Origin of the sequence: Cognatundibacterium squillarum, from assembly GCF_014652435.1 — a bacterium.
In the GTDB taxonomy this organism is placed as follows: domain Bacteria; phylum Pseudomonadota; class Gammaproteobacteria; order Burkholderiales; family Burkholderiaceae_D; genus Undibacterium; species Undibacterium squillarum.
On the sequence record NZ_BMYU01000001.1, the window covers coordinates 699,566 to 725,187 of the forward strand.

19 protein-coding genes, 1 tRNA gene and 1 riboswitch are annotated in these 25,622 nt (G+C 52.8%); of the genes, 6 read left to right on the forward strand and 14 right to left on the reverse strand.

Annotated features, from left to right (window positions below; translation table 11 throughout):
- Nucleotides 1-94: 94 nt before the first annotated feature.
- The 4 genes from IE092_RS02930 to IE092_RS02945 form a co-directional block, all read right to left on the reverse strand.
- Nucleotides 95-535, reverse strand: coding sequence for a biopolymer transporter ExbD (locus IE092_RS02930; RefSeq protein ID WP_229792996.1), 441 nt, complete (start codon nt 533-535; stop codon nt 95-97).
- A gap of 11 nt (nt 536-546) precedes the next feature.
- On the reverse strand, nt 547-1,242 hold the full coding sequence (gene tolQ, locus IE092_RS02935; RefSeq protein ID WP_189355492.1) for a protein TolQ: 696 nt from the start codon (nt 1,240-1,242) through the stop codon (nt 547-549).
- 18 nt (nt 1,243-1,260) lie between these two features.
- Nucleotides 1,261-1,680 carry a tol-pal system-associated acyl-CoA thioesterase gene (ybgC, locus tag IE092_RS02940; RefSeq protein WP_189355493.1) on the reverse strand — a complete coding sequence of 140 codons (420 nt, stop codon included), beginning with the start codon at nt 1,678-1,680 and terminating at the stop codon, nt 1,261-1,263.
- Nucleotides 1,681-1,761: 81 nt separating this feature from the next.
- Nucleotides 1,762-2,511 (reverse strand): SDR family NAD(P)-dependent oxidoreductase, encoded by a 750-nt coding sequence (locus IE092_RS02945; protein WP_189355494.1) that lies wholly within the window; start codon nt 2,509-2,511, stop codon nt 1,762-1,764.
- 200 nt (nt 2,512-2,711) lie between these two features.
- Nucleotides 2,712-2,835, forward strand: a riboswitch (ZMP/ZTP riboswitch).
- 105 nt (nt 2,836-2,940) lie between these two features.
- On the opposite strand from IE092_RS02945, the gene glyA reads away from it, so the two are divergent.
- The 3 genes from glyA (at nt 2,941) to IE092_RS02960 (ending at nt 5,793) form a co-directional block, all read left to right on the forward strand.
- Nucleotides 2,941-4,191, forward strand: coding sequence for a serine hydroxymethyltransferase (gene glyA, locus IE092_RS02950; protein WP_189355495.1), 1,251 nt, complete (start codon nt 2,941-2,943; stop codon nt 4,189-4,191).
- Nucleotides 4,192-4,283: 92 nt separating this feature from the next.
- Nucleotides 4,284-4,733 (forward strand): transcriptional regulator NrdR, encoded by a 450-nt coding sequence (nrdR, locus tag IE092_RS02955; protein ID WP_189355496.1) that lies wholly within the window; start codon nt 4,284-4,286, stop codon nt 4,731-4,733.
- Nucleotides 4,734-5,193: 460 nt separating this feature from the next.
- Nucleotides 5,194-5,793 (forward strand): hypothetical protein, encoded by a 600-nt coding sequence (locus IE092_RS02960; protein WP_189355497.1) that lies wholly within the window; start codon nt 5,194-5,196, stop codon nt 5,791-5,793.
- 401 nt (nt 5,794-6,194) lie between these two features.
- On the opposite strand, the gene IE092_RS02965 is transcribed toward IE092_RS02960, so the two are convergent.
- The 5 genes from IE092_RS02965 to IE092_RS02985 form a co-directional block, all read right to left on the reverse strand.
- Nucleotides 6,195-6,270: transfer RNA gene (locus IE092_RS02965), tRNA-His, on the reverse strand.
- Nucleotides 6,271-6,542: 272 nt separating this feature from the next.
- Nucleotides 6,543-6,989, reverse strand: a complete 447-nt coding sequence (locus IE092_RS02970; protein ID WP_189355498.1) for a copper chaperone PCu(A)C — start codon at nt 6,987-6,989, stop codon at nt 6,543-6,545.
- A 57-nt stretch (nt 6,990-7,046) separates the two neighbouring features.
- On the reverse strand, nt 7,047-8,078 hold the full coding sequence (dusA, locus tag IE092_RS02975; protein WP_268249261.1) for a tRNA dihydrouridine(20/20a) synthase DusA: 1,032 nt from the start codon (nt 8,076-8,078) through the stop codon (nt 7,047-7,049).
- Nucleotides 8,079-8,239: 161 nt separating this feature from the next.
- Complete coding sequence (locus IE092_RS02980) at nt 8,240-12,313, reverse strand: DEAD/DEAH box helicase (RefSeq protein WP_189355499.1); 4,074 nt, start codon at nt 12,311-12,313, stop codon at nt 8,240-8,242.
- 63 nt (nt 12,314-12,376) lie between these two features.
- On the reverse strand, nt 12,377-12,706 hold the full coding sequence (locus tag IE092_RS02985; RefSeq protein ID WP_189355500.1) for a DMT family transporter: 330 nt from the start codon (nt 12,704-12,706) through the stop codon (nt 12,377-12,379).
- 253 nt (nt 12,707-12,959) lie between these two features.
- Here IE092_RS02985 and IE092_RS02990 point away from each other — a divergent pair, with 253 nt between their 5' ends.
- Nucleotides 12,960-13,778, forward strand: a complete 819-nt coding sequence (locus tag IE092_RS02990; protein WP_189355501.1) for a M48 family metalloprotease — start codon at nt 12,960-12,962, stop codon at nt 13,776-13,778.
- Here IE092_RS02990 and IE092_RS02995 read toward each other — a convergent pair.
- Entirely contained in the window at nt 13,768-14,076 is a 309-nt protein-coding gene (locus IE092_RS02995) for a DUF1294 domain-containing protein (protein ID WP_189355502.1), read from the reverse strand. The genes IE092_RS02990 and IE092_RS02995 overlap by 11 nt on opposite strands.
- A gap of 142 nt (nt 14,077-14,218) precedes the next feature.
- Between IE092_RS02995 and ccoG the strand changes: the two genes are divergently transcribed.
- Together ccoG and IE092_RS03005 are read left to right on the forward strand one after the other, a co-directional pair.
- A complete protein-coding gene (gene ccoG / locus IE092_RS03000) occupies nt 14,219-15,658 on the forward strand; it encodes a cytochrome c oxidase accessory protein CcoG (protein ID WP_189355503.1) in 1,440 nt (479 codons plus the stop codon).
- Between the two features lie 9 nt (nt 15,659-15,667).
- Entirely contained in the window at nt 15,668-17,095 is a 1,428-nt protein-coding gene (locus IE092_RS03005) for an aminotransferase-like domain-containing protein (RefSeq protein WP_189355504.1), read from the forward strand.
- Between the two features lie 210 nt (nt 17,096-17,305).
- On the opposite strand, the gene IE092_RS03010 is transcribed toward IE092_RS03005, so the two are convergent.
- The 4 genes from IE092_RS03010 to trhP form a co-directional block, all read right to left on the reverse strand.
- Nucleotides 17,306-18,379 carry a hypothetical protein gene (locus IE092_RS03010; protein WP_189355505.1) on the reverse strand — a complete coding sequence of 358 codons (1,074 nt, stop codon included), beginning with the start codon at nt 18,377-18,379 and terminating at the stop codon, nt 17,306-17,308.
- Between the two features lie 486 nt (nt 18,380-18,865).
- A complete protein-coding gene (locus IE092_RS03015; RefSeq protein ID WP_229792997.1) occupies nt 18,866-21,352 on the reverse strand; it encodes a PKD domain-containing protein in 2,487 nt (828 codons plus the stop codon).
- 281 nt (nt 21,353-21,633) lie between these two features.
- Nucleotides 21,634-24,078, reverse strand: a complete 2,445-nt coding sequence (locus IE092_RS03020; protein ID WP_189355507.1) for a PKD domain-containing protein — start codon at nt 24,076-24,078, stop codon at nt 21,634-21,636.
- 124 nt (nt 24,079-24,202) lie between these two features.
- Nucleotides 24,203-25,564: a prephenate-dependent tRNA uridine(34) hydroxylase TrhP gene (gene trhP, locus IE092_RS03025; protein WP_189355508.1), complete on the reverse strand. Its 1,362-nt coding sequence runs from the start codon at nt 25,562-25,564 to the stop codon at nt 24,203-24,205.
- Nucleotides 25,565-25,622 lie beyond the last annotated feature (58 nt).

Genomic DNA, 25,622 nt, shown 5'->3' on the forward strand with positions numbered 1-25,622 from the left:
GTCGCATCTTGTGCGCAGGCGGCAGTACTGGCCAAAATCAGAGCCACCGGGCCCAGTACGAAAGATAAGCTTTTTATGGTGGCTCTGTCTGTCATCAACGGGTCGCCAGTGCTACACGGCTGATGCCGATTTTTTTCGCCTCTGCAATCACTTGCACGACTTCGTCGTAGACGATGCCTTTATCTGCGGAAATCATGACTGCCAGATCAGGTTTTGACTGATGGTATTCCTTAAGTAAATTCATCAGTTGTTCTTTGTTTCTGACTTCGTCGGTACGCTCACGCTGTGTCGCGCTGCCATTCCGGGTAGTCAGACTGATCGAAGCCGATGCATCAGGCTTCAGCGTGACCTCGATGAAGCTGTTCGGAGGTTGCGTTGACTGCCCCGCCGTTGGCAGGTTTATCACGCTGGGATTGGTCATCGGTGATGCCACCATAAAAATAATCAGCAGCACCAGCATCACGTCGATATACGGAACGACGTTAATTTCCGCTTTAAGTTTGCGCTTGCTGCGCTCGCCTCGCATGGAACCCATGAGTCCTCCGCTCAGCGCGACTGACGCTGAAGAATATTGGAGAATTCTTCAATGAAGGTTTCAAAACGCATCGCCAGACGATCAATGTCGTGAGAGTAACGGTTATATGCCAGCACCGCAGGAATCGCAGCAAACAAGCCGATCGCCGTTGCAATCAGCGCTTCCGCAATACCGGGTGCGACTGCTGCCAGCGTTGCCTGCTGAACATTCGCCAGACCACGGAAAGCATTCATAATCCCCCACACCGTACCAAACAGACCGATGTAAGGAGAGACAGAACCAACCGATGCCAGAAACGACAAATGCGCTTCCAGCAAATCCATTTCACGCTGAAACGCTGCACGCATCGCACGACGCGCACCATCCAGCATTGCACCAGCGTCCAGATTGCCTTTATTCGCATTTTTTGTTTTGTGGTATTCGCTCATACCCGCTTCAAAAATGCGCTCAAGCGAACCGGTCTGATCTTTACTCTGGCGACGCGCTGCGGAAATATCCTGATACAGTTCCACCAGATTGCCACCCGACCAGAAGCTGCGTTCAAACGATTCTGTCTGCTGACGCGCTTTTTTGATGGTAAACATCTTATTAAAAATATAGCTCCAGCTGGTCAGCGATACGCCCAGCAGTAACAGCATAACGAGCTGAACGAGTAACGATGCATTCGCGATCAGGGTGATAAACGATAAATCTTGTGTTGCGTTCATATTCAGATTTCTAATCAGTCATTCATTATTTTGCTGCATTGCCTGCAGCACTTCAGCAGGAATGGCAGCAGGACGTAAACCTTGTGCCGTTACACAGCCGATCTTCACTTCTGCGCTGACCAGCACCTGCTCAGCGCGTAAAACCTGTTGCCGTATCAGAATGGATGCCTTACCGATTCTCTGCACCTCCACCGTGGTGTGTAACTGATCATCAAGCACAGCAGGTGCCTGATAATCCACCGCCACGGACTTTACGACAAATAGCAGGCCGGATTCTTCTCTGAGCGCGTGCTGATTCACACCGGCGGCCCGTAACCATTCGGTGCGGGCACGCTCCATAAATCGCAGATAGTTTGCATAAAAAACGATACCGCCAGCGTCGGTATCTTCGTAGTAGACCCGTACCGGCCACACAAACAAGGCGCTCATACCTGCCATTTAGTTATCAGAAACCGGCACATTATACCGCCGGACGCAATTACGTCAGCATTTACCTGCAAAGCGCCGGACGGAACTGCCTCAGGTACTGCGTTTGATGTTCAGCGGACCAAATCCCTGACAAGCCGGCATCATTTCGATGTAATTGATGTTCACGTGGGCCGGCAGTGTAGCGATCCAGTACGCGGCTTCAGCGATATCGTCTGCAGTCAGGGGTTCCGTCCCTTCGTAGACTTTTGCCGCTGCGGCATCATCACCACGGTAACGCACATTGGAAAACTCGGTACCGCCACACAGACCCGGGGCAATATTGGTTGTACGCACACCTGTACCAACCAGATCCGCTTTCAGATTACGGGTAAACTGATCCACGAATGCCTTTGTTGCACCATACACATTACCACCCGGATAGGCGACGGAACCCGCAATCGAACCGATGTTAATCACCATACCGGAATTGCACGCCACCATTTCCGGCAACACAGCACGCGTCATCAGTACCAGGCCGCGTGCATTGGTATCGATCATGGTTTCCCATTCATCTTCTGATGCCGTATATGCCGGCTCTGTACCCAGCGCCAGTCCGGCATTATTGATCAGCACATCAATCTGACGGAATGACTGAGGCAGTCCGGCCAGCATTGCCTGAATTGATGATTTATCGGTCACGTCCAGCACCACCGGCAGTAATTGCTCACCCAGCTCCTGTTGCAGCGCTTGCAGGCGATCCGCACGACGCGCCGCCGCGATAACCTGATGGCCATTCTGCACAAAACGACGGGCCATTGCCTCTCCGAATCCTGAACTTGCTCCGGTAATCAGTACGATCATGAATGCTTCCTTTTCAGACTGTGAATTCCGCACAATGGCGGCGTTGATGTTTTCCGGCTTATTTTAAATTCATTTCGGCAGTCACGACGGTTACAAGCGACAGAACAAACATTTTTCATCTGTTGGAATTTCGAAATCCGCATAGCAAAATCCCGCTTGCTTGCCCATTCAACAGCCATCACGTAAAATCGCCGCACCATTTTGTTTCACGTAACTGGCGCAAGCGCAGACACAGCAAATTGTTCCTGCGATAGATGGAGGAATCCCATCAGGAAGCGTGAGATATACGGAGTGTTCTCCGTGCCGTACGCCTGGGCAGCCCGATGGTAGAGCAAGAATGCGGCTGCCTGTCTGTTTTCACATCACTGACACCTCATTTTTGTCCATTCTTTAACATCGTTTCAAACTTAACAGGAAATCAGGAAAGCTATGTTTGCAAAAAATCACACCCTCGCGAATATCGATCCGGAGCTGTTTGCTGCCATTGAAAAAGAAAATGTGCGTCAGGAAGAGCATATCGAGCTGATCGCTTCGGAAAACTACACTTCTCCGGCGGTTATGCAGGCGCAAGGTTCTCAACTGACCAACAAATATGCAGAAGGCTATCCGGGCAAACGTTACTACGGTGGCTGCGAAAACGTGGACGTTGTGGAACAACTGGCAATTGACCGTCTGAAAGAATTGTTCGGCGCAAACTTCGCCAACGTTCAGCCGAATTCCGGTTCTCAGGCAAATCAGGGCGTGTTCTTCGCGCTGCTGAACCCGGGCGACACCATCATGGGTATGAGTCTGGCAGAAGGCGGCCATCTGACCCACGGTATGCCACTGAACATGTCCGGCAAATGGTTCAATGTTGTTTCTTACGGCCTGAACGCACAGGAAGACATCGACTATGACGCGATGGAAAAACTGGCACGTGAAACCAAACCAAAACTGATCATCGCCGGCGCATCTGCATTTGCGCTGCGTATCGATTTCGAACGTTTCTCCAAAATCGCGAAAGAAATCGGCGCGTACTTCATGGTGGACATGGCGCATTACGCCGGTCTGATCGCTGCAGGTGTGTACCCTAATCCGGTGCCGTTTGCTGACGTTGTGACCTCCACAACCCATAAGAGCCTGCGCGGCCCACGCGGCGGTATCATTCTGTCCAACGACGAAGCCATCGCTAAGAAAATCAATTCCGCGATTTTCCCAGGCCTGCAAGGCGGCCCGCTGATGCACGTCATCGCTGGTAAAGCAGTTGCATTCAAAGAAGCACTGTCTCCGGAATTCAAAGCGTATCAGGAACAGGTTGTGAAAAATGCTGCAGCACTGGCACAAACCCTGACCGAGCGTGGTCTGCGCATCGTTTCCGGCCGCACTGAATCTCACGTGATGCTGGTTGATCTGCGTCCTAAAGGTCTGACCGGTAAAGAAGCGGAAGCGATTCTGGGTTCTGCACACATGACCTGCAACAAAAACGGCATCCCGAACGATCCGCAAAAACCAATGGTGACTTCCGGTATCCGTCTGGGCAGCCCGGCATTCACTACCCGCGGTTTCAAAGAAGCCGAAGCGATCAAAGTCGGTCACCTGATCGCTGACGTTCTGGACAATCCGCACGATGCAGCAACGATCGAGCGCGTGAAAGCAGAAGTTAAAAAACTGACTGCAGCCTTCCCAGTGTACGCAGCCTGATAACTGTGATATAAAACAACGCCACTGCCTTGCAGTGGCGTTTTTCTTTTTGCGGCTGCACTCAGGTTCATTCACAGGAACGGAACATTTGCATGAAATGCCCTTACTGCCACCATACTGATACTCAGGTCATCGAAACCCGTGTTTCCGAAGACGGCAGTGCCATGCGTCGCCGTCGTCGTTGCAGTGCCTGCGATAAGCGCTTCACCACCTATGAGCGCACCGAACTGATGATGCCGGTCATCGTCAAGAAAAACGGTAGCCGTACCGAATATGAATCCGGCAAGCTGCGCGCCAGTTTCATGCTGGCCTTGCGCAAACGCCCTGTTTCCGCAGAAGCAATTGACAACGCTATTCAGCAAGTCGAAGAAAAACTGTTGTCCAGTGGCGAACGTGAAGTGATGTCCGTGTATCTGGGTGAACTGGTGATGCGCGAACTGAAGAAGCTGGACAAAATCGCGTATATCCGCTTTGCCTCAGTCTATAAAAGCTTCAAAGATATTTCTGAGTTTGCTGAGGCAATCGAAGAGATCAAGAACTGACATAACGCAGCGGTTTATAGCAAAACCCGCCATCTGCGCCAGCAAGTAACGGACCCGCAGCAAGCGCTAATGGCGCAGTCAGTAACACTGCATTTCAACTCCGCAGCTCCTCCCTCACCCTGCCAGCCCCTGACCCAGCAAAACCATGCAGAAATCGTCATCCGGCATTTCCGGAGAGCCAGACTTTCTGCCGACAACCGCGAAACCGGTATGCTGAACTCCGCATTTGCGCCCAAAAACACCCGAAACAGCGGTCAGCAACGGCTTGCAAAGCAGACCCGAACCGCAAAGGTCAAGCGGAGAAAGCCATAGCAAGCCAGCCACACCATCACTTATCGCTCGTATAAGTTGTTAGCAAATTTAAATCTTCTTGTCCGGTTTATGCAAAACTGCTAATTTCATTCCGTTTCAAACTTGGCAAGCCAGACCTGACGGATAACTGAGAGACGAAGGAAGCAACATGGAGACATTTACTTATCGCGGCAAAACACTGGATTTTCGCAGTATTACCGGCACGGTACTGGACACCAGCACCCGCAGCGAAACCCATATTTCCGGTGGTGGCGGCGGCGGTTACATCGGCCCGAAAGGCGGTCATATTGATGACATCAGCATCAGATCACACAACACAACGCTGCAGGAATTCTGGATAAAAACCGAAGATGGCATGGAAAAATCGGTCAACATCAGCGGCACCTCGATTCCTTTACGCGCTGGGCAGCGGATTACCCTGATAGCAGCAGAACAAAAGGGGCGCAATGAAGGCTGGTATGCGAGCGTGATCAACCACAATGCCAATCAGTTTTCGTTTATTTGCGATGGCGCTTCGCTGAACAACCTGATGAAACTGGAAGTATTTCCTAAATACTTTTTATTCATCGGATTTGCGCTGTGGCTGGCACTCGCGGTCGCGTTGCGCGATGGCGGACTTGCCGCATTCTTCGCCATCATGACGATGGGCATTTTTGCCATCAATAAAAATCTACGCATCAAAAGACTGATCAGCTCACTCAACGCCCATATCGAAAAGGTCAGCCAGCCGTTTTTACAGCGCGGCTGAAATTCCGGCGACCTGATGCGCAGGCTCTGAGTTACCGGGCCTGCAGCCCTCCCCGACCGCTGCAGCACACTCTCCAGACACGGAAAAAGCGCAAAATGCGGATTTTTGCATAGCGATCCGGCGCTCGCCGGCAGAAAGTCCGGGCCTCCGCAATCATAAAATGACGATAAAGGCATATCCGGCCAGGCTGAAGATCGGCCTTTATCAAACTTCGCTTCAGCCTTTTCTTCACAATTACCGGAATGCAGACAAACCACTGAAAACACGGCGCTGCGCCGAAAAACCCGGCAGCCAGATCAGCAGCCACCTGATTGCATACACTCCCATGAAACTGAGCAGCTGAACAAATCAGCGCAGAAAAGCAAAAAGCCCGTCGAAACGGGCTTTTTGCTTTTGAATCCTGGGGTGGCTGATGGGACTCGAACCCACGACGACAGGAATCACAATCCTGGACTCTACCAACTGAGCTACAGCCACCGCTGTTTTTTCTAACTAACTTTCGTTCGTCAGAGAGCACGCATTATAGGACAGTTACTGCATTTTCGCAAGTTCCTGCCGGGATTTTCTTTATTCTGCGATCACAGTCCGCCAAAGAAAAACGCCCGCTACCAGATGGTGCGGGCGTAAACTCACGTCTGTGAGATGAGGAGTGTGCATTGCAACTCATCTCAGACTATACGCTGCGGCGCGATGTTTACAGCAAAGATTACACTTTATTACTTGCCGCAATATCATGATACGGAATGCAGTCAGTGCGCTGGCTTAGTCAGGGAGCGCACCGGCACGACCACCTCTTTCACTTCACGCTTTTTCGCTTTATCTTCAAAGGTCAGTTGCAGCGTCACGGATTCTCCTTCCGTCAGCGGCTTTTTCAAACCCATCAGCATAATGTGCATGCCACCCGGCTTCAGCGCCACTTCCTGTCCCTGCGGCAAAGGCAGACCATCGATTTCACGCATACGCATGACCTGATTTTCCATTTTCATTTCATGGATTTCGGCGCGGTCTGCAGCACTGGTTGCCACGGCGACCAGACGACTGTCCTGCGAACTTTTCAGTTGCATGAACGCACCGGTTGCCATTTGCTGCGGCACCGTCGCACGCACCCACGGCTGCGATACAACAACCTCGGCCGATGCAGTCGCCATCACACAGGCTGCTGCCAGTAAAGCGATTCCGTATTTCACTGATTTCATTCCGGTCTCCGAAAAAAGCCGCGCAGATCCTGCGCAATCAAATCACACTCAAACGGTTCAGGCATCCGCTGCCATGGACTGCATCACACCCTGCATCTGTGCCAGCGCTACCCGCAGCAAAGCAGGATCGCCACTGGCCAGTCGCTTGCTATCCGACAAAGTCTGGCGGAAACTGCGTGCGCCCGGCAAACCGGTCATCAGGCCCAGCATATGCCGCACTACTGAGTTCAGGCGCAAGCCTTTACCATTGTTGCCGTACAGTTCCAGCTGACGCTGCACGTAAGGAATCATTAGCTCGATGATGGCTTCGCGGCTCAGCGGTTCGGTGCTGTCGCCATAAAAACGCGCATCAAATTCCGCCATCATATACGGATTGTGATACGCCTCACGGCCAATCATCACACCATCCACATGCGCAAGATGCTGCTGCACTTCGTCGGCAGTTTTGATACCGCCATTGATCAGAATTTCCAGCTCCGGAAAGTCCTGCTTCAGTTGATACGCAAAATGGTATTTCAGCGGCGGAATTTCGCGATTTTCCTTCGGCGACAAGCCTTTCAGAATTGCGTTCCGCGCATGCACAATAAACGTCTTGCATCCGGCGTCCGCCACCGTACCGACGAAGTCGCGCACGAAGCCGTATTCTTCTACCTGATCAATCCCGATGCGGTGTTTTACGGTGATATCCACATCCGTCGCATCGCGCATCGCTTTCACGCAATCTGCCACCAGCACCGGCTCTGACATCAGACAGGCGCCGAATGCACCCTTCTGAACGCGCTCAGACGGACAGCCGCAATTCAGGTTAATTTCATCGTAACCCCATTCAGCACCAATCACCGCACAACGCGCCAGATCCGCCGGTTCGCTGCCGCCCAGCTGCAGGGCTACCGGATGTTCCGCTTCGTTGTAATTCAGATGCCGTTCCACATCGCCATGCAATAACGCACCGGTCGTCACCATTTCGGTGTACAGCCAGGTATGACGTGTAATCTGACGATGAAAATAACGACAATGCCGGTCTGTCCAGTCCAGCATCGGGGCAACGGATAAGGTTCTTGGCGGCAGCGCGCGCTTGGTGCCGCTCACCTGGTCTGCATCTTTCACTTCGGGGCTTTCAATCTGTAAAACGGAGTTGTGCCGGTGAATCGCACCGGCAAATCAGGGGCGTAAGTCTACCAGCAAACGCAGAAAACCGTACCCGCTGTACGACGCGGAATTAGCTGCGATCTGCGGTTTACGCTGTGCGATCAGATGCCTTCTTTCAGCAATTGCAACAAAGCATTGGCATCTAAACGGGCGCTGGCATCGCCGCCTTCCAGCAGGCTGTCGGCCAGATCACGTTTCTGCGCATGCAGAGCAAGAATTTTTTCTTCGATAGTATTTGACGTCACCAGACGGTAAATCGTCACCGGCTTCTGCTGCCCCATACGGTGCGCGCGGTCCGATGCCTGATCTTCGACTGCCGGATTCCACCACGGATCAAGGTGAATCACATAATCAGCAGCCGTCAGATTCAAACCGGTACCACCAGCTTTCAGGCTGATCAGGAACACATCGCCCTCACCGGACTGGAAAGCGTCAACACGGCGCTTACGCTCCAGCGGCGGTGTCGAGCCATCAAGATACTGATACGCGATATCGCGCTGCTCCAGCACTTCGCGCACCAGCGCCAGATGATCGACAAACTGGCTGAATACCAGCACTTTGTGACGGTTATCCAGAATTTCGGTCAGCGTATCGCTGAACACCTGCAATTTACTGCCCTGCATTTCCTGCTGACGCAGCACCAGCGAAGGATGGCAGCAGAAACGGCGCAGGCGCGTGATTTCGGTCAGGACTTTCAGAGAACTGCCATCGGCGCCTTCACCCGAACTGGCCAGTTTTTCCAGCGCTTCCTGACGCAGGGCTTCGTACACGTGACGCTCTTCATCACTGAGTTCGACTTGCAGCGTGATTTCGGTACGCGGTGGCAACTCGGTCAGCACTTGTGTTTTGGTACGGCGCAAAATGAAAGGCTGTATCAGTTTTTTCAGCAATTGTTTCGCCTGCTGATTACCTTTTTCCACCGGCAGTGCGAAGCGATCATTGAATTGCTCTTTGCTGCCCAGCAAACCCGGATTAATGAAGCGGAACAGATTCCACAATTCACCGAGATGATTTTCCACCGGCGTACCGGTAGCGATCATACGGAAATCGGCTTCCAGCGCCATCGCCGCCTGACTGCGTTTGGTCGCCGCGTTCTTAATCACCTGCGCTTCGTCCAGCACCACGGTATGCCAGTGCTGACGGGCAAATACTTTCGCATCGGTCTGTAGCAAACCATAGCTGGTGACCACCACATCAAATGCTGCCGGATCTTCCAGCTTGCGGCGCTGATGATAGGCGCAGATTTTTAAATCCGGCGCAAATTTCTGTGCTTCTGCAATCCAGTTCATGGCAACCGAGACCGGTGCGACCACCAGTGCCGGACCGCCTGCTGCGCGATGCAGCAACAACGCCAGCGTTTGCACGGTTTTACCCAGACCCATATCATCAGCCAGACAGGCACCGACGCCCCAGTGTGCGAGTCGTGTCAGCCACTCGAAACCCTGCAACTGGTATTCGCGCAAAGTCGCCTGCAATCCGGCAGGCACTTCCGGCACAAATGCGTCCAGCGTACTCAGGCGCGACAACTGTTCCTGCCATGCGGCATCTACGGTCAGTTGCGCTGCTTCATCCGTGATTTCCGCCACCGCACTCGCCGACAAAGGATGCAGTCTTAACTGGCCGCGTCCATTGACTTCGCCCAGAGCACGCAATTGCTCCAGCTTGCGCTGGAAACTTGCCGTCAGCGCCAGCCAGTCTTTTTCCCCTATTTTCAGGAAACGGCCTTTGGCGCTGTCCATCATTTGCAGCAATTCGCGCAGGGCAATGACTTTGCCGTCATCCAGCACCAGTTCGCCACCGGCGACAAACCATTCGCCCTGACGCTTAATGCTCAGGCGCATGTTTTGCATAGAACGCGAACCGTTCAGACGGTAACGCTCACCTTCCGGCCAGATCAGTGACAAACCCTGATCCTCCAGCGCACGTAACTGACTCAGCAATTCCAGACATTGTTCCGGGGTGTGAATTTCCCATTCCGGCATCTCACCCGCTGCGGGCAATGCCGGACAAGCGGCAATCACTTCTGCCAGTTTTTGCTTTTCCGCCTCCAGATCGCGGGCTGCCTGCACCATGCGGCCCTCCACTTCGCCCATCAGTACCGCCGCGCCATTCCCCGGCATCAGCCAGCTGCCTTCCGGCAATGGTCTCACCAGCATCTGCAGGCGCAATCCTTCCTGTAAAGGCAGCAAGTGCGCGTACAAAGTAGCGTCTGCACTGATGGTTTTCACATTGCTCGCCAGTTCAGGCAAATCGGAGTGAATCACCATATGCGGCGCAATCGCGGCAATCGCATCCAGCAATTGCTGACGCGCGCTGACCGGCACTTGCAGACCGCGACCGAGAATGCCGGAAATCTGACGGATTTCCGGACTGGACTGATACACCACCAGCCGTGTCGGTGTTTCTTTGCGCCAGACCATTTGCTCCGTCGGTGCCACATACGGATCTAACTGCAGCGCGATATGTTCGCCGCGCTCCTGCAATTGTAAGGCCACTTCACCGCGCACCAGATCCACACGCACTTCCGGCGCATCCATCCAGTAAATTGCCGGATGTCCGGTCATTAAGGGCAAGGCTTTATGAATATCAAAATCATATTCCGAACCGAAAGAGCCGGCGGTACGGCGAATAGCATGGGCAGTAATTTGTCGGTCCTGCTCGGTCAGATAGGCAGGCGGTTCCTGCAATAAGCGACGCAAAGCTACCGCACGTCCTTTACTCCACGCCGCTTTACCATTCCGTTTTTGCTCACGCGGCTCAGCACGCAATTGCTGAAATTCCATTTCCAGCATCCACGCCAGACGGGTCTGTTCAGCAGGCGCTTCTTCTTTCTGTTCTGTCTGCGGGCGCAACTGACTCAGCGCTTCCAGTGCGCGTTTCCATGGTTCTTCTTTCTGCAAGACTTGCAACACCGGACGCCAGCCCGCCTGCTCATGCCAGTGCGATAACACCGGTGCCTGCGAAAAGCGCTTCACCAGCAATCCGTCTGCCTCTGCAGCAACCCACAGATAGCCACGGGCCTGCATCAGATCACGCATATCATTCAGCTTGGTTTGCAGACGCGGATGCGATGGTGCATCCAGCCAGTCACTGGCATGTGCTTCAAACAGCGCATCCACATCATGCGTGGTACGCACGGCAAAAGCAGAATGCGGCAACTGCGTTCCCTGCTGCATATGATTCAGCAAAGGTTGCAGCGCAAAATAGGTATAGGCTTCGCGCTGTTTGACACCTTCATCAATCTGACTCTTCGCCAGTTTCAGACTGGCAGCATCATTTTTTGCCAGCAGTGCAACGGCGGCAAATAAACCACCGGGGCCGGACAGGAAAAATTTACGCTTGCCGGTGCCTGCACGTTGCGATTCAGCATAGGTTTGTGCAAGGCTGCAGGCTTGCGCGATTTTGTTTTGCATGACGGACATCACCATCTGCAATTCCGGCAAATACGCAGGCGATACGCGTGGCATCAGCTTTTCCAGCGACGCAGTATCGCCGCGCAGGATCGCTTGCCAGCACAGCAGACTGATCAGTTGCGGCCAGTGCGCCCCCAGCTTCTCTGCCTGCGCACAGCCAAACTGGTAAGCGCGACCGCAGTCAGCCAGCGTCCAGTTCGCATGCTGAAACAAATCGGTCAGCATCATGCCCTGATCAATCACGCGCAGTTCAGAGAATAACTGCACGCCGTCATCGGTAGCGAAGAACTTATCGGCCGGCAAATTACCTTGTAAATTTTTAACGCTGAACAGCTTTTCGCGCCACAACAGGGCTTCATCGGTACGGCCGGACAAAACGGAAAACTGCACTTCACGTCCGTAAAATGCACCGTCGTACGATTTCCAGTACTGGTATTCACCCAGACGCTTGAGCATGTCGCGGATACCGGCAATCCATGTGCGCAAAATTCCCTGCCGGAACATATGCAGTATCACCGTCATGCGCAATCCGTCTGCCATCAGCAGACCGATCCCGATTTCCTGCTTCAGTATCTGCTTACGCATCAGCCCTGTGCACACATCTTTTAACAGGCGCTGCGAATACGGATTGCCCATCGCATCAGTTTGCGCACGGGCCTGAAACAAATCTGCAAGTTTGGCAGCGCTGATCGCTGCATCGTATAAAGCCACCGCGTAAACGACGGGCAGCTCATCTTCATTTAATTCTGTCAGCCAGTTCATTCTGTATAGTTATCCGGTTTGTCCGTCGTCTGAAATTACTGTTCTTTTCCGCAGCGCCGCTGTTCAGCGGTGCACCGATTCAGAAAATAGATTCAGCACCACGACGCCCACCACAATCAGCCCGATGCCGATCAGGGCCGCTTTATCCAGTGATTGCCCGTACAACCACCACGCCAGCAGAGAAATCAGGATGACACCCACACCGGACCAGATTGCATAGGCAATCCCTACCGGAATCGTGCGCAGTGTCAGCGATAAGAAATAAAACGAAGACGCATAGCCCACCGCCAGAATCAGCACCGGCCATGGCTTTGTGAAGCCTTCCGATGCTTTCAGCGCGCTGGTGGCAATGACTTCACTCAGAATCGCAATACCCAGATACATCCAGTTCATCCACACTCCTTGACGGCCATCACTGCAAGTTTCGGGGGAGGACGCACGACTTAAGCGGCCTCCGGACATAACCTGACATTATCCCGCGAATTGCTGTACTGAATGCCATTTTTTTTCAGCAATGTTCGAATCCGCCGCTGCAATGGTGCAACGGCGCAATTTCCGAATTAACAATCGTTTTCTTGTGATGAAGCACAGGCATTTCTATGCTGCAACTATGCCTGCACCCCGACAGACTGCGGAGGAGATCATCATGAAAAAAATGCTGCCCATGCTGTTTTTCTGTTTATTTTGTGCGCAGGCAGGAGCGCAGGTACCTGCTACCGGTCGCTGGCAATCGCTGTCGTACAGCAGTGCCGAAGTCAATGCACGTCAGGAAAGTGACTATTACGAACTGATACGGGAACTGGCGGATCAGGGCCAGATCAACCGGAATCCGGCAATGCTGGCAAAACTCAGAGACATTCTCGCCAGCCTGATTCCTGCAGCCACAAAATTACATCCACCATCGGCAGACTGGGAGTGGGAAATTCATCTGACCAGCTCTGCAGACATCGACGCAGTCTGTTTCGCGGGTGGAAAAATTCTGGTCAGCGAGCATTTTTTACTGCAGTTGCAGCTCAGCGATGGCGAAATTGCCGCGCTGCTGGCGCATGAAGCAGCACATGCGCTGGCCAGTCATCAGCATGAAGAATTATCGGAAGCCCGCTTACTGCGGGATGCGCCGGGCAACGACTTAACTCTGGTAGCAGAACAGTTACGCAGCGATTACCGCCTGCAACTGAAACTCAGCGCCCTTTCGTATCAGCATGAAGCCGAAGCAGATCAGTTGGGGATGCAACTGGCACTGGATTCCGGCTGGAACCCGGCAGATCTGGTGCGCTTTTATGAAAAACTGGCCAGACTGCCGGACCGTGCCTTACTGTCGCGCAGCGTGCCGCTGCCCTCTGCCAGACTGAGTATGGCGAACGGCATGGCGAAATACTGGGCATCGCTGCCCGCACCGTGGCACGGCAGTGTTGCCGCACGCGCTACGAGAATTCGCCATCCGGACGCCGTTGCTATGCGCTGAACAAAGCCTGCCAGCGAACCGACTCTGCACCGCTCAGCACGAGGAATATACCCATGATCATTAGCAAATGCAGTATCAGCGCCAGCACAAACTGCAGCAGAAATGCGGTTTTTCTGCGCTTGTGCCGGCAAATCCACATGGCCAGCAACGCACCTGCCCAGCCACCCAGCATTACCGCAGCCAGCAAATGCCGCTCCGGCACCCGCCATGCATTACGCACTGCCTGTCGTTTATCCAGTGCAAACAAGCCATAAGTCAGTGCATTCACAACGATGCACCACATCATCAACAACGACATTGTTTCTGACAAAATCCGGATCCCTTTCTTTGGCAAGCTTGCATGAAGCGGATCAGCAGTAGCCGCTTCAACTGTCCGCCATTCTGATCTGTACTGCTTTTTTTCGCCAGACTGCTTCTGTTTTTCATATCAGCAGCAGCGCATGATCGCGCCACGAATCACTCCCCTGATGATGGCTGCCATGCAAACACCTTCTGCACCCCAATACCGCACCATATCGATTTACACCAAATTTGATCCGGTGTATGTGCGCGAATCACAAGGCCGGTTCACCCGTCTGCGCTGGTTTTGTGTACTGCTGACGCAACTGGTCTTTTTCTGTACGCCATGGCTGCAATGGAATGGCCGGCAGGCAGTGTTACTGGATATGGCCGCCAGAAAATTCTATCTGTTCGGCCTGATTCTGTATCCGCATGATCTGATTTATCTGGCCCTGCTGCTGATTGTGTGTGCGTTTGGTCTGTTTCTGGTGACGACGATTGCAGGCCGTGTCTGGTGCGGTTACGGTTGTCCGCAATCGGTCTATACCCTGATCATGATGTGGATAGAAAACCGTACCGAAGGCAACCGCAGTCATCGTATGCGTCTTGCGCGGGAAGGCTGGACAACAGAACGTCTGCTGCGCACAGGCAGCAAACACGCGCTATGGTTATTGTTTTCCGCGCTGGCCGGCTTCACATTTACGGCATGGTTTGTCCCTGCCAGTGAACTGATCAGCGGCTTACAGCAATGGCATTTCAGTGCAGGCGCGGCGACCAGTATGCTGCTGTACGGCGGACTGATGTATGCCAATGCGGGACTGATGCGCACCCAGTTCTGCCGCTATCTGTGTCCGTATGCACGCTTTCAGGGTTCTATGCTGGATCAGGACAGTCTGATCATCAATTACGACAACCAGCGTGGCGAGCCACGCGCCAAACCGGGCGCAGACCGGCCTGCCGGTGCGAACAGTTGTATCGATTGCGGACTGTGCGTACAAGTCTGCCCCGCCGGTATTGATATCCGCAAAGGATTGCAGCACGACTGCACCGCATGCGCCGCCTGCATTGATGCCTGTGATCATGTGATGGATAAACTGGATTTGCCGCGCGGTCTGATCAGCTACAGCAGTGCTCGTCAGATGCAGAACACGAAGCCCGAACAGACTGCCCGCAAGCTCAGGCCACGCCTGCTGCGTCCGCGGGTGCTGGTGTACAGTGCACTGATGCTGCTGATGTGTCTGTCAGCCGGTGTTTTACTGGCGAAGCGCGACAGTGTGCGCATGCATGTGCAAACCGACCGTATGCCCGCAGTGCGCGAACCTGCGCCAGGTCAGTTTGAGCAAGTCTACCGCTTGCATTTACTCAATACCCGTGAGGAAACTGGCAATTATGATTTAAACATCGAAGATGCACCGGCGCTGACCCTGAATCCGTATGACGGTATCCGGCTTGCACCCGCCGGTGGCGGACTGATCAGCGTCACGGTGCGCAATGCCGTCACACTGAAACCCGGACATTACCGTTTCCGCCTGACGCTGCGGGATAAAGCAACACAGCAAACCGTGGCATCTGAGCAAGCGATGTTCCGCGTACCCGGCTAAGGGAAACCTATGAAACTGTATGAAAAACTGGCAGAAGACATCGCGCAGTCGATACGCACCGGCACCTTACGGCGCGGCGAAAAACTGCCCTCAGTGCGGCAAGCCAGCGAAGCACGCGCAGTCAGTCCGGCCACCGTGTATCAGGCATACTATCTGCTGGAAGCACGCGGACTGATACGCGGCAAAGAGCGTTCCGGCTATTTTGTGATTGCAGGTAGTCACGAAGCCTTACCCGAAGCGCGGGTCACCGCCCAACTCAGTGGCGAAAAACAAATGCTGGATGTCAGCAGCCTGATTTTCAGCATTCTGGAATCCGGCCACCGCGATATGGTACCGCTGGGCTTTGCCTTCCCCTGCCCCACGTTGTTTCCGATGGGCAGACTGGCGGCCTGCATGTCGCAAAGCCTGCCGCAGCTCGATCCGTGGAATACAATTGATGATCTGACGCCCGGCAGTCAGCATTTACGCAGGCAAATTGCGCTGCGCTATCTGACCATGGGAATGCGGGTGCATCCGGATGATGTCCTGATTACCAACGGCGCGCTGGAAGCACTGAATCTTGCACTCGCATCCGTCACCCAGCCCGGCGATACCGTGGTGATTGAATCACCGGCGTTTTACGGCGCACTGCAAGCCATCGAAAGAATGGGATTACAGGCGCTCGAAGTGCCTAGCCATCCGCGTGACGGCATCGACCTGAATGCGCTTGAATCAGCATTTCGCCGCCACCAGCCAAAAGCCTGCTGGCTGATGAGTAATTTTCAGAATCCGCTCGGCAGCACCATCCCTGAACAAAACAAAAAGGCCATCGTGGCGCTGGCGACGCAATACGGCGTCACCATTATTGAAGATGATGTATATGGCGAACTGTACTTCACCGCAGAACGCCCGTTGCCGCTGAAAGCCTGGGACAGCGAAGGCATCGTGATTCACTGCACCTCGTTTTCCAAAAGTCTGGCGCCGGGCTACCGCGTTGGCTGGGCGCTGGCGGGAAAGCATACCCATGCGATGATCCGGCAAAAACTCAGCACCAGCCTGTCCACCGCGCTGCCAACACAGGAAGCGCTGGCCACCTTTCTGAGCAAAGGCTATTTCGACCGCCACCTGCAACAGTTGCGTCATCATTTATCGGTGCAGCAAAGTGCCAGTCTGGAAATGGTGCAACGCTATTTTCCGGAAGGCACCCGCACCAGCCGGCCGGCGGGCGGCTATTTTCTGTGGCTGGAATTACCGGAACCGGTAGATATGCTGCTGATACAACGTCAGGCGATGGCGATAGGCATTTCCATCACGCCGGGCCCGATGTTTTCTGCCAGCCGCCAGTTCAAAAACTGCATGCGCTTAAACACCGGCCACCCGCTGACCCGCCGCCACGAACAGGCCCTGAAAACACTGGGACAACTGATCAGCCACGCCTGCGGCATCGAAAGCCACTGAAACCGTCCAAAACCACCCCAAATGCGGTGTTCAGCACAGCACCCCGGCGGTCGTCGGCAGAAAGTCCGGCTGTCCGGAAATCACACATGACGATATTTGCACAGTACAGTTGACTGATTGCGTGTATCTGACCTTACCTGACTGAGAGCACTGTCGAACGGGTCGCAGGCTGATCAAAGACCGACGGAGTTATGGAGCAACCATCGTTATCTACTTACCGTAGCAGAGCGGTTTAATAACTCTGCCCAAATGAAACGGAAACTCATACTTCCCCCACTGCTCGACACTCACACGTTCTTCTTGCAGACAAACTCTGGGTTCATCTTGCCGTATTAACTTTAATCTGAAGCTTTCCGGCATTTGGCTTACCCGAAGATAATTATTGAGACTTTCTACAATTAAAGGAGCCGCATCACGTTCACCTCTGATATACGCTTGCCGCGCTAAAAAGAAAGCCAACAGGTGGTTTTCCTGAAAGCGAAAATGTGTCTTTCTTTGCTTTTTCAATGTACTCTTCGTACGATTCATCACTTGTGCTGCTTCAAACAATGTCCTGGCGTTCCAGAGTACGTCTTCCGCCATTACTTCATACAGCCGCGCCCTGCGCTGGCTATCGCCGATACGTTCTATTGTTCGGTTAAATATCATCTCGTCTTTTTTAAACAGACTGCGAGTCTGTTGATCAGCAACATATAGCTGATTCATTTCGTTATCCCGGATGGTTGTGCGCAGCGAATCGGGCAGTGGATCTTCGTTTGTGCTCAGATATGAAGCTAGCAATGCAAATGGAAATCCGCGCTTCATACGCTCATCATCAGAAATTGTATTGCGTGCTATTAATGGTTTCTTTAAGTCTTTATCTTCTGTCCATTGAACATCCAGTTCTACCGGGAGACCCATTACACGACAATAACGATACGGCCCCAAAAGAGCACCAGATTTTCTTTCTATAAGACGTGCATATTCTTTGTGTAAAAAGAATGTAAACAAATGCATTTCCTGAGAGCGGTATTCTTCACCGTCATCGGGCTCATTTTCTGTATTTGTGTGTTGCAAGATAATGCCCGCTTGACGCAAGCTTTCCGCAGTCCAAGGTAAGTCTCGCGAAATTGCTTCAAACACTTGCATACGCCGTTCAGCATCGGCGCCCTCACCAGACAACTTATTTCCCTTTGTGTCTATAACTTTGGCGAATTGACGGAGACGCACCGTTTGCGACGCAACTGATAAATTTTGGATACCCGTCAAAAACAGAGCAAGAAATAAAATGGCCGCTATTTTCATAAATTGATTAGATTAAAAATATCAATCAAGCATTCGTGCAATTTTAACAAAATAACCGATACCCCAAAAAATATACAAAAGCAAATAGCACTATGCTTCCCTCAGTGAACCGTTTCGGTTTTCTGAGACCTTTTTTTATGCGAGTCAGGCTTATAAGGCCTCACAAGAAAATTATTAATATTGGCTTTTTAGTCTGATGACGAAATGCGACCTATTAACTCCAATCAACGGTGATGACTGAATCACAAATCCCATTCCAGTATCGCCAGTTCCTCTGCTTCCCGAGTCGGTATTCCATTAAGCAAGGATTTCACTACGTTTACGTCACCTGCCCGACAGTCAGGCGCCATCGGATTACGTTGGACACCCGTCTCACTCCGGATCGCCATAACGCTGCATTGATAACCACCCGCCCATAAAAAAACCGCTCCGGTTTCCCGGAGCGGCGAGCTCTCTTACGTTTTACTGTTTATTCAGATTCGCTGATTATGGTGCTGCGTCGCGAACCATGATGTGGAGTGTTGCACCTGCCGGCACGATTACACCGGATTTGCTGAAGCTGGTTGCGCCTGCAGCAATGGTTTCCTGTGCAAAGTAGTGCGAGGCCGGAACCATCGCTGCCGGTGTTTTCGCTGTGAATTTGAGTGCTTTCGCTACTGTTGCCACGTCGATCGCATCAAATACGCCGTCTACGGTACGTTGCGGGAAGCCCAGACCGGAAGGCAGAGCCGATGCCGGTGTGTTACCCCACAGAGAGATACCGAATTTCGCCAGTTCATCGCCCATGCCAACACCACCGGCACCCTTGATCAGGGTATCCATACAAGCGTAGCTGGTGATCTTCACGCCATTGACTGTTTGACCATCTTTACAGTCGGTCACGATTTTCTTGAACATGGACAGGCCGTATTTACGGTTAATGTATGCACCGAATGCACCACCGAACGCATAGCTGTCGCTGGACAGATTCGTCCAGTTCACATAGCTCACACCGCCACCGGTACGCAGGTATTGCGGAATGCGAACCTGAGTCATTTCATTGTAGCTGCCACCGAAAATGGTTTTTGCCAGAATGTCTTCACCCATCATCGCTGTGGTTTCTTCCAGCCATGTGTCGTGCGCTGTATCCAGAACAAATGCGCGCTGGTAGAAGTTAATCATATGCACGGCTTCATGCATCAGCGTGGATTTGTAGTAGTTCAGTGCCTGCGATACTTGTTGACCGTTGACAAAGAACACCAGTGCTTCATTACTGTTTTTGGTGCTTGGGAATGCGGTTTTCAGGAAGTTATTACCGCCCCAGAAGTAGCCACCCCATTTAGTTGAGGAAGGCACGTTCGGTACAACCACGTTGATATCGAGCAGCCCGTTGGTGTCACCAATGGTGTTGCTGTAGCTCTTCGTACCATAGGCATCACCCATGATATCGGTCAGCGCGTCAAAGCCGCCTGTACCTGCACCGCCGTTAGAACAGAAGGTGTTCGCCAGCGCCAGCAAATCAGCGGCAGTTGCGCCACCGTTCGGGTCACCCCAGATTACCGCATTACGGCCGGTTTTCAGCTTACAGATCTGCGCTACTTTCAGTGTGTAGCTGACTGGATTTGCGCTGTCGTAAGTATCAACCCAGACCTTGGTATCGCCCACAGCAACTGCACGAACCGGAGGAACGTTGGCCGCTTTGACGCCTGCTGCACGAACTGCTGCTGGTTTAGCACGCATTTGCTTGATCAGCTCATGATTACGCTGATGCATAGACTCATGTGCTGCATCCATTTGAGCGTGACGGTTCAGCGCCTGCATATTCAGAGACAAAGCACCGGTGGATGCTGCAGGAATCGCTGCCGGCGCTGCACCGAAGGCCGGCGCTGTCAGAGAACTGCTGTCAGAAGTGTTTGTGAACACCAGAGTTGCTACCTGACCTGCTTTCACACCGCTGATCGCGAAGTTCAGAGAAGCTGGTACGGAACCTGTATTTTGGTACTGCCATGCACCCACACCGGAACCGGCATAAGTAGTTGCGCTGCTGGCGCTGCAACCAGCACCGGAACAGCTAGGCGCCAGCACATTCGAAACCGCTTGCATCACAGTAATCTGTGTTGCAGACGATTTGGTCGATTTATTCTGGCTGTTGGTTGCAGTCACAACCACGTTGTAAGTACCCGCTGCTGTATAGCTCTTCTGAACAGTTGCGCCGGTACCGGTAGTGCCATCACCGAAGTCCCAGCTGTATGTCAGCGGCAGTGTGTCTTGTGCAGACGCATTGAATGTAATAGCTGCGTTCGGCAGCACAGTGGTGTTGTTTGCGCTGATCACCGGTGTCGATGGTGCACCGGCTGCTGCGGAAACACTGTAATTCAGTGTTGTGGTCGCTTTGGTGCCCAGATCATTGGTGACTGTCAGTACAACAGGGTAATTGCCCGCTGCTGCAAAGGTATGCTGCACACTCGCGCCGCTGCCTTTGGCTGTGTTATCACCGAAATCCCAGCTGTATGTCAGTGTGCCGCCGCTAGGATCGCTGGAAGCACCGGCAAAGGTTACAGCATTCCCTGCGATTGCCGACGCGACGCTAGGTGTAATGGTTGGTGTGGTCAGTACCGCGTCCACAATCGTCACCGTGCCGGATGCACTGGCTTTAGTGCCATTTGTATCGGTTGCAGTGACTTTGACTGTGTAAGTACCGGCTTTGGCAAAGGTATGCGCGGAAGTCGCGCCAGTGCCTGCTGCAGTATTGTCACCAAAATCCCAGGAATAGGTTAATGCCAGATTGGCAGACGATGTGCCCGTCGCGCTCAGCGATACGGAACGACCTGTGTAAAGAACCGGCAAACCGGATGTCGAAATGCTGACGGATACGGTTGGCAATGGTGCCGGTGCTGTTGTGGAATCCCCTCCTCCGCCACCACCGCAGGCAGTCAGCGCTGCCAGTGACAGGGTAGATACGAAGAGCATCTGTGCTGTGCTTTTTTTCATCATTACTCCGGTTTCATTAAGAAGCGCGTTGATCCTAGCACAAGACACAAAATTACACATTGTCGTTACAGTTTGAAATATTTCACAAAATCGCAGTTTCCTCTGTTATTTTTTTACTAAATTCGCCTAACTTTCAAAAAAACACCACCTTTTCAAATTATTATTTTTGCATATTCTGGTTTTCTGGAATTTTGTACGAAAAAGATTGCCTGAATAAAAAATGATAAAAAAAAGCCGTCGCACAGAAAGCGACGGCTTTTTACCACACAGTTGCCGCAGGTAAATCAGGGAGCAGCGTCCCGGATCATGATATGCATAGTGACTCCGGCAGGCACCAGCATGCCGGACTTGGTGTAACTGCCCGCACTGCTCAGCACTTCCTGACGGAAGTAATGTGAGGTTGGCATAAATATCAGCGGAATTACGGGCGTAACCTGCAAAGATTTCGCGATGCTTGCCATATCAATCGCTACCAGATCGCCATCTGCTGTGCGCTGTGGAAAACCGAAGCCTTGCGGCAACGCTGAACCGGGAGTATTCCCGAACACAGATATCCCCATCCGCGCCAGATCATCCCCGATGCCATTACCCCCCGCCGCTTTGATCAGTGCATCCAGACACTGATAACTGGTTTGTGCACCACCGTCTTTGCAATCGGTTTCAATTTTACTGAACAGACTTTGCCCGTATTTCCGGTTCAGGAATGCGCCAAAGCTGCCACCCATCGCGTAATGATTTCCGGATAAATTCGGCCAGTTGATGTAACTGACGCCACCACCGGACGCCAGAAATACCGGCATCCGGCTTTCTGCGATTTTATTGAAGCTGCCACCGGACAAACGCTTGCTCAGCAAATCTTCTGCCATCATCGCAGATGTCTCTTCCAGCCAGGTGTCATGTCCAATGTCCCGGACGATCGAACGCTGGTAGAAATTAATCATATGTACGGCTTCATGAATCAGCGTGGATTTGTAAAAATTCAGCGAACCCGCAATACCCGTACCGTTAACGAAAAATACCAGTGCTTCATTACTGAGCTTAACTGAAGGATCCGCCGTTTTGAGGAAATTATTCCCGCCCCAGAAGTAGCCCGCCCACCCCAGACCCGCTGGCACTTTGGGCAGAACGATATGAATATCCTGCAATCCTTTGCTATCGGAAATCATTTCTGAAGTGCTGGCTGTTCCCCAGGCATCCCCCATGATATCTGTCAGGGTATCAAATCCGGCTTTTCCCAGACCGCCGTTCGAACAGAATGCATTTGCCAACTCCGCGATATCCGCCGCAGTCGCACCACCATTCGGATCGCCCCAGAAAACCGCATTCCGACCGCTGTTCAGGCGACAAATCTGGGATGCCTTCAGGTTGTAACTGACGGGATTACTACGGTCAAAGGTATCCACCCAGACTCTGCTGTCCCCCACTGCCACGGGACGAACAGGTGGTACTGCCCTCGCATGACTGACTGCCGGTTTACCGCCTGCTGCTTTTTTACGGATCATTTGCATCAGAGCCAGATTACGCTGCAGCATGTCATCGTGTTGGAGATCTGCTTTGGCAGCATGTTGCAATGCAAGCATATTCAGCGATTTTTGTGCTGCACCCACGGCCCGAACTGGCATGTTGGCAAATCCCGGCGCCAGCAAAGTCGCGGTTTCAGAAGGATTGGTGAATAACACGGTGGCAAATTGTCCTGCCTTCACGCCGCTGATACTGAAATCCATCAGTACCGGCGTGGTACCGGTATTCTGGTATTGCCAGACCCCGACACCTGATCCGCTGTGTGTCGTTGCATTAGTGGCAGAACAATTCGCGCCGCCGCAAGCCGGTGTCAGCGCATTACTCACTTGTTGCAACACCGAAACACTGAACGGCGCCGATACCGACTTTGCCCCCTTGGTATTGGTCGCTGTCACGGTAACCTGATAAGTACCGGCATTGCTGTAGCTATGCTGAACAGAAGCACCGCTGCCTGTCGTGTTATCGCCGAAATCCCAGCTGTAGGTCAGCGGCAAGGCATCGAGTGCGGATGCGCTCAGCGTAATGGCTTTGGTGGTACTGGTGACTGTGGGGGCGCTGATCACAGGTACGGTCGGCGCACCGGTATAGGCATTGACCAGATACGACAGCGTCGTTTTTGTGCTGGCACCCAGATCATTGGTGACTGTCAGCACCACTGGATACGTGCCCTGTGTTGAAAAACTGTGCTTTACGGTATCACCGGTGGCTTTTCCCTGATCGCCAAAGTCCCAGTTATACGTCAGCGTACCGCCGCCGGGATCGGATGATGCACCGGTAAAACTGACTTCGACACCTGCAAAACCGCTGGCAGGATTTGCCGTAATTACCGGCGTTGTCAGTACCGCATCCACCACGCTCAGCACACCGGAACTGCTGGCTTTCACGCCGTTGCTGTCAGTCGCCGTGACTTTGATGGAATATGTGCCGGATTTAGCAAAAGTATGATTCAGGCTGGCACCGCTACCGGTGCTGCCATCACCGAAGTCCCACTGGTAAGTCAGGGGTAAATCAATCGAGGATTTGCCAACCGCAGAAAAAGAGACCGCCCGACCGGTGTACAACACCACCTGTTTCATGGGGGAGATGGAAACCGCGACTGTACCGACAGGTTTTTCAGCAGGGGCGGAACTACCGCCGCCACCGCAGGCAGTCAGACTGCCACCAACCAGCACAGTAACCAGTAAACACTGCGCAGCATGCTTGTTCATATTCACTCCGTTGAAAAGAAACGGAGCGATATTAACATGACAACATCAATATAATTTAATAAACCACGATATTACAATGATGTTTTGCGGATAGTGTGCCACATTCCACGCGGCACACAGAGAATTACAGCATTTTTGCGATCAGTGCTTTTTCGTATTTGCCGTCCAGCGGAATACGCACGGTATGGCCTGCACCGCTGATCATGTTCAGCGACTGGTTCTCGGTATTGCGCATTTCACCGAGGGTCACGATTTCATTGCCGGCCGGGGAAATAATTTCGATGCGATCACCGACGCTGAAACGGTTTTTCACCTGTACTTCTGCCCAGCCATCTTCCACTTTGGTGACCTGACCAACGTACTGACTGCGGTGCGCCTGCGATACGCCTTCCATGTAATTCTGGTGGTCTTGTGTATGGTGACGCTGATAGAAACCGTCGGTATAACCACGGTTTGCCAGACCATTCAGTTCGCCCAGCAAGTCCGGATTGAAAGGACGACCAGCAACCGCGTCATCAATCGCGCGGCGATAGACTTGCGCGGTACGTGCCACGTAATACAGCGACTTGGTACGGCCTTCGACTTTCAGGGAATCCACACCGATTTTCGCCAGACGCTCGACGTGTTCCACAGCGCGCAAGTCTTTGGAATTCATGATGTAGGTGCCGTGCTCATCTTCCAGAATCGGCATCAGGCTGCCCGGCTTACCGGTTTCTTCGATCAGATAAGGACGGTCTGCCAGCGGATGACGTTTCATGTCGCCCATTGCAGAGAACGACTGATTCGCATCTTCCAGTGCTTTATTGAAATCGAACTTGATGGTTTCGACCGGAATATTCACCAGATCGCCGGTTTCGTTTTCTGATGCATTGGAAACTTTGTAATCCCAGCGGCAGGAATTGGTGCAGGTACCCTGATTCGGATCGCGGTGATTGAAGTAACCGGACAACAGGCAGCGGCCGGAGTACGCGATACACAGCGCGCCGTGCACGAACACTTCCAGTTCCATATCCGGGCATTCCTGACGGATTTCTTCGATTTCATCCAGCGACAGTTCGCGCGACAGAATCACACGGGTCAGGCCCATTTTTTTCCAGAATTTCACGTCGGCCCAGTTCACCGCATTTGCCTGTACCGACAAATGCACATTCACTTCCGGCCATTTTTCACGCACCATCATGATCAGACCCGGATCGGCCATGATCAGCGCATCCGGTTTCATTTCGATGACCGGTTCCATATCGCGCAGATAGGTTTTCAGTTTGGCGTTGTGCGGAAAAATATTACTGGCAACGAAGAACAGTTTGCCGCGCGTGTGTGCGCCTTCGATACCCTGACGCAGCACATCCAGCGTCGAAAATTCGTTATTGCGGGCACGCAGACTGTAGCGCGGCTGACCGGCGTACACCGCGTCTGCGCCAAAGTCGAAAGCAGCATGCATTTTTTCCAGCGAACCGGCTGGCAGTAAAAGTTCAGGAGATTTCATAATCACAACATTCCGTAACAGAACCGCAGCGCAACCGGCGCCAGCGGAAAATTGGGGT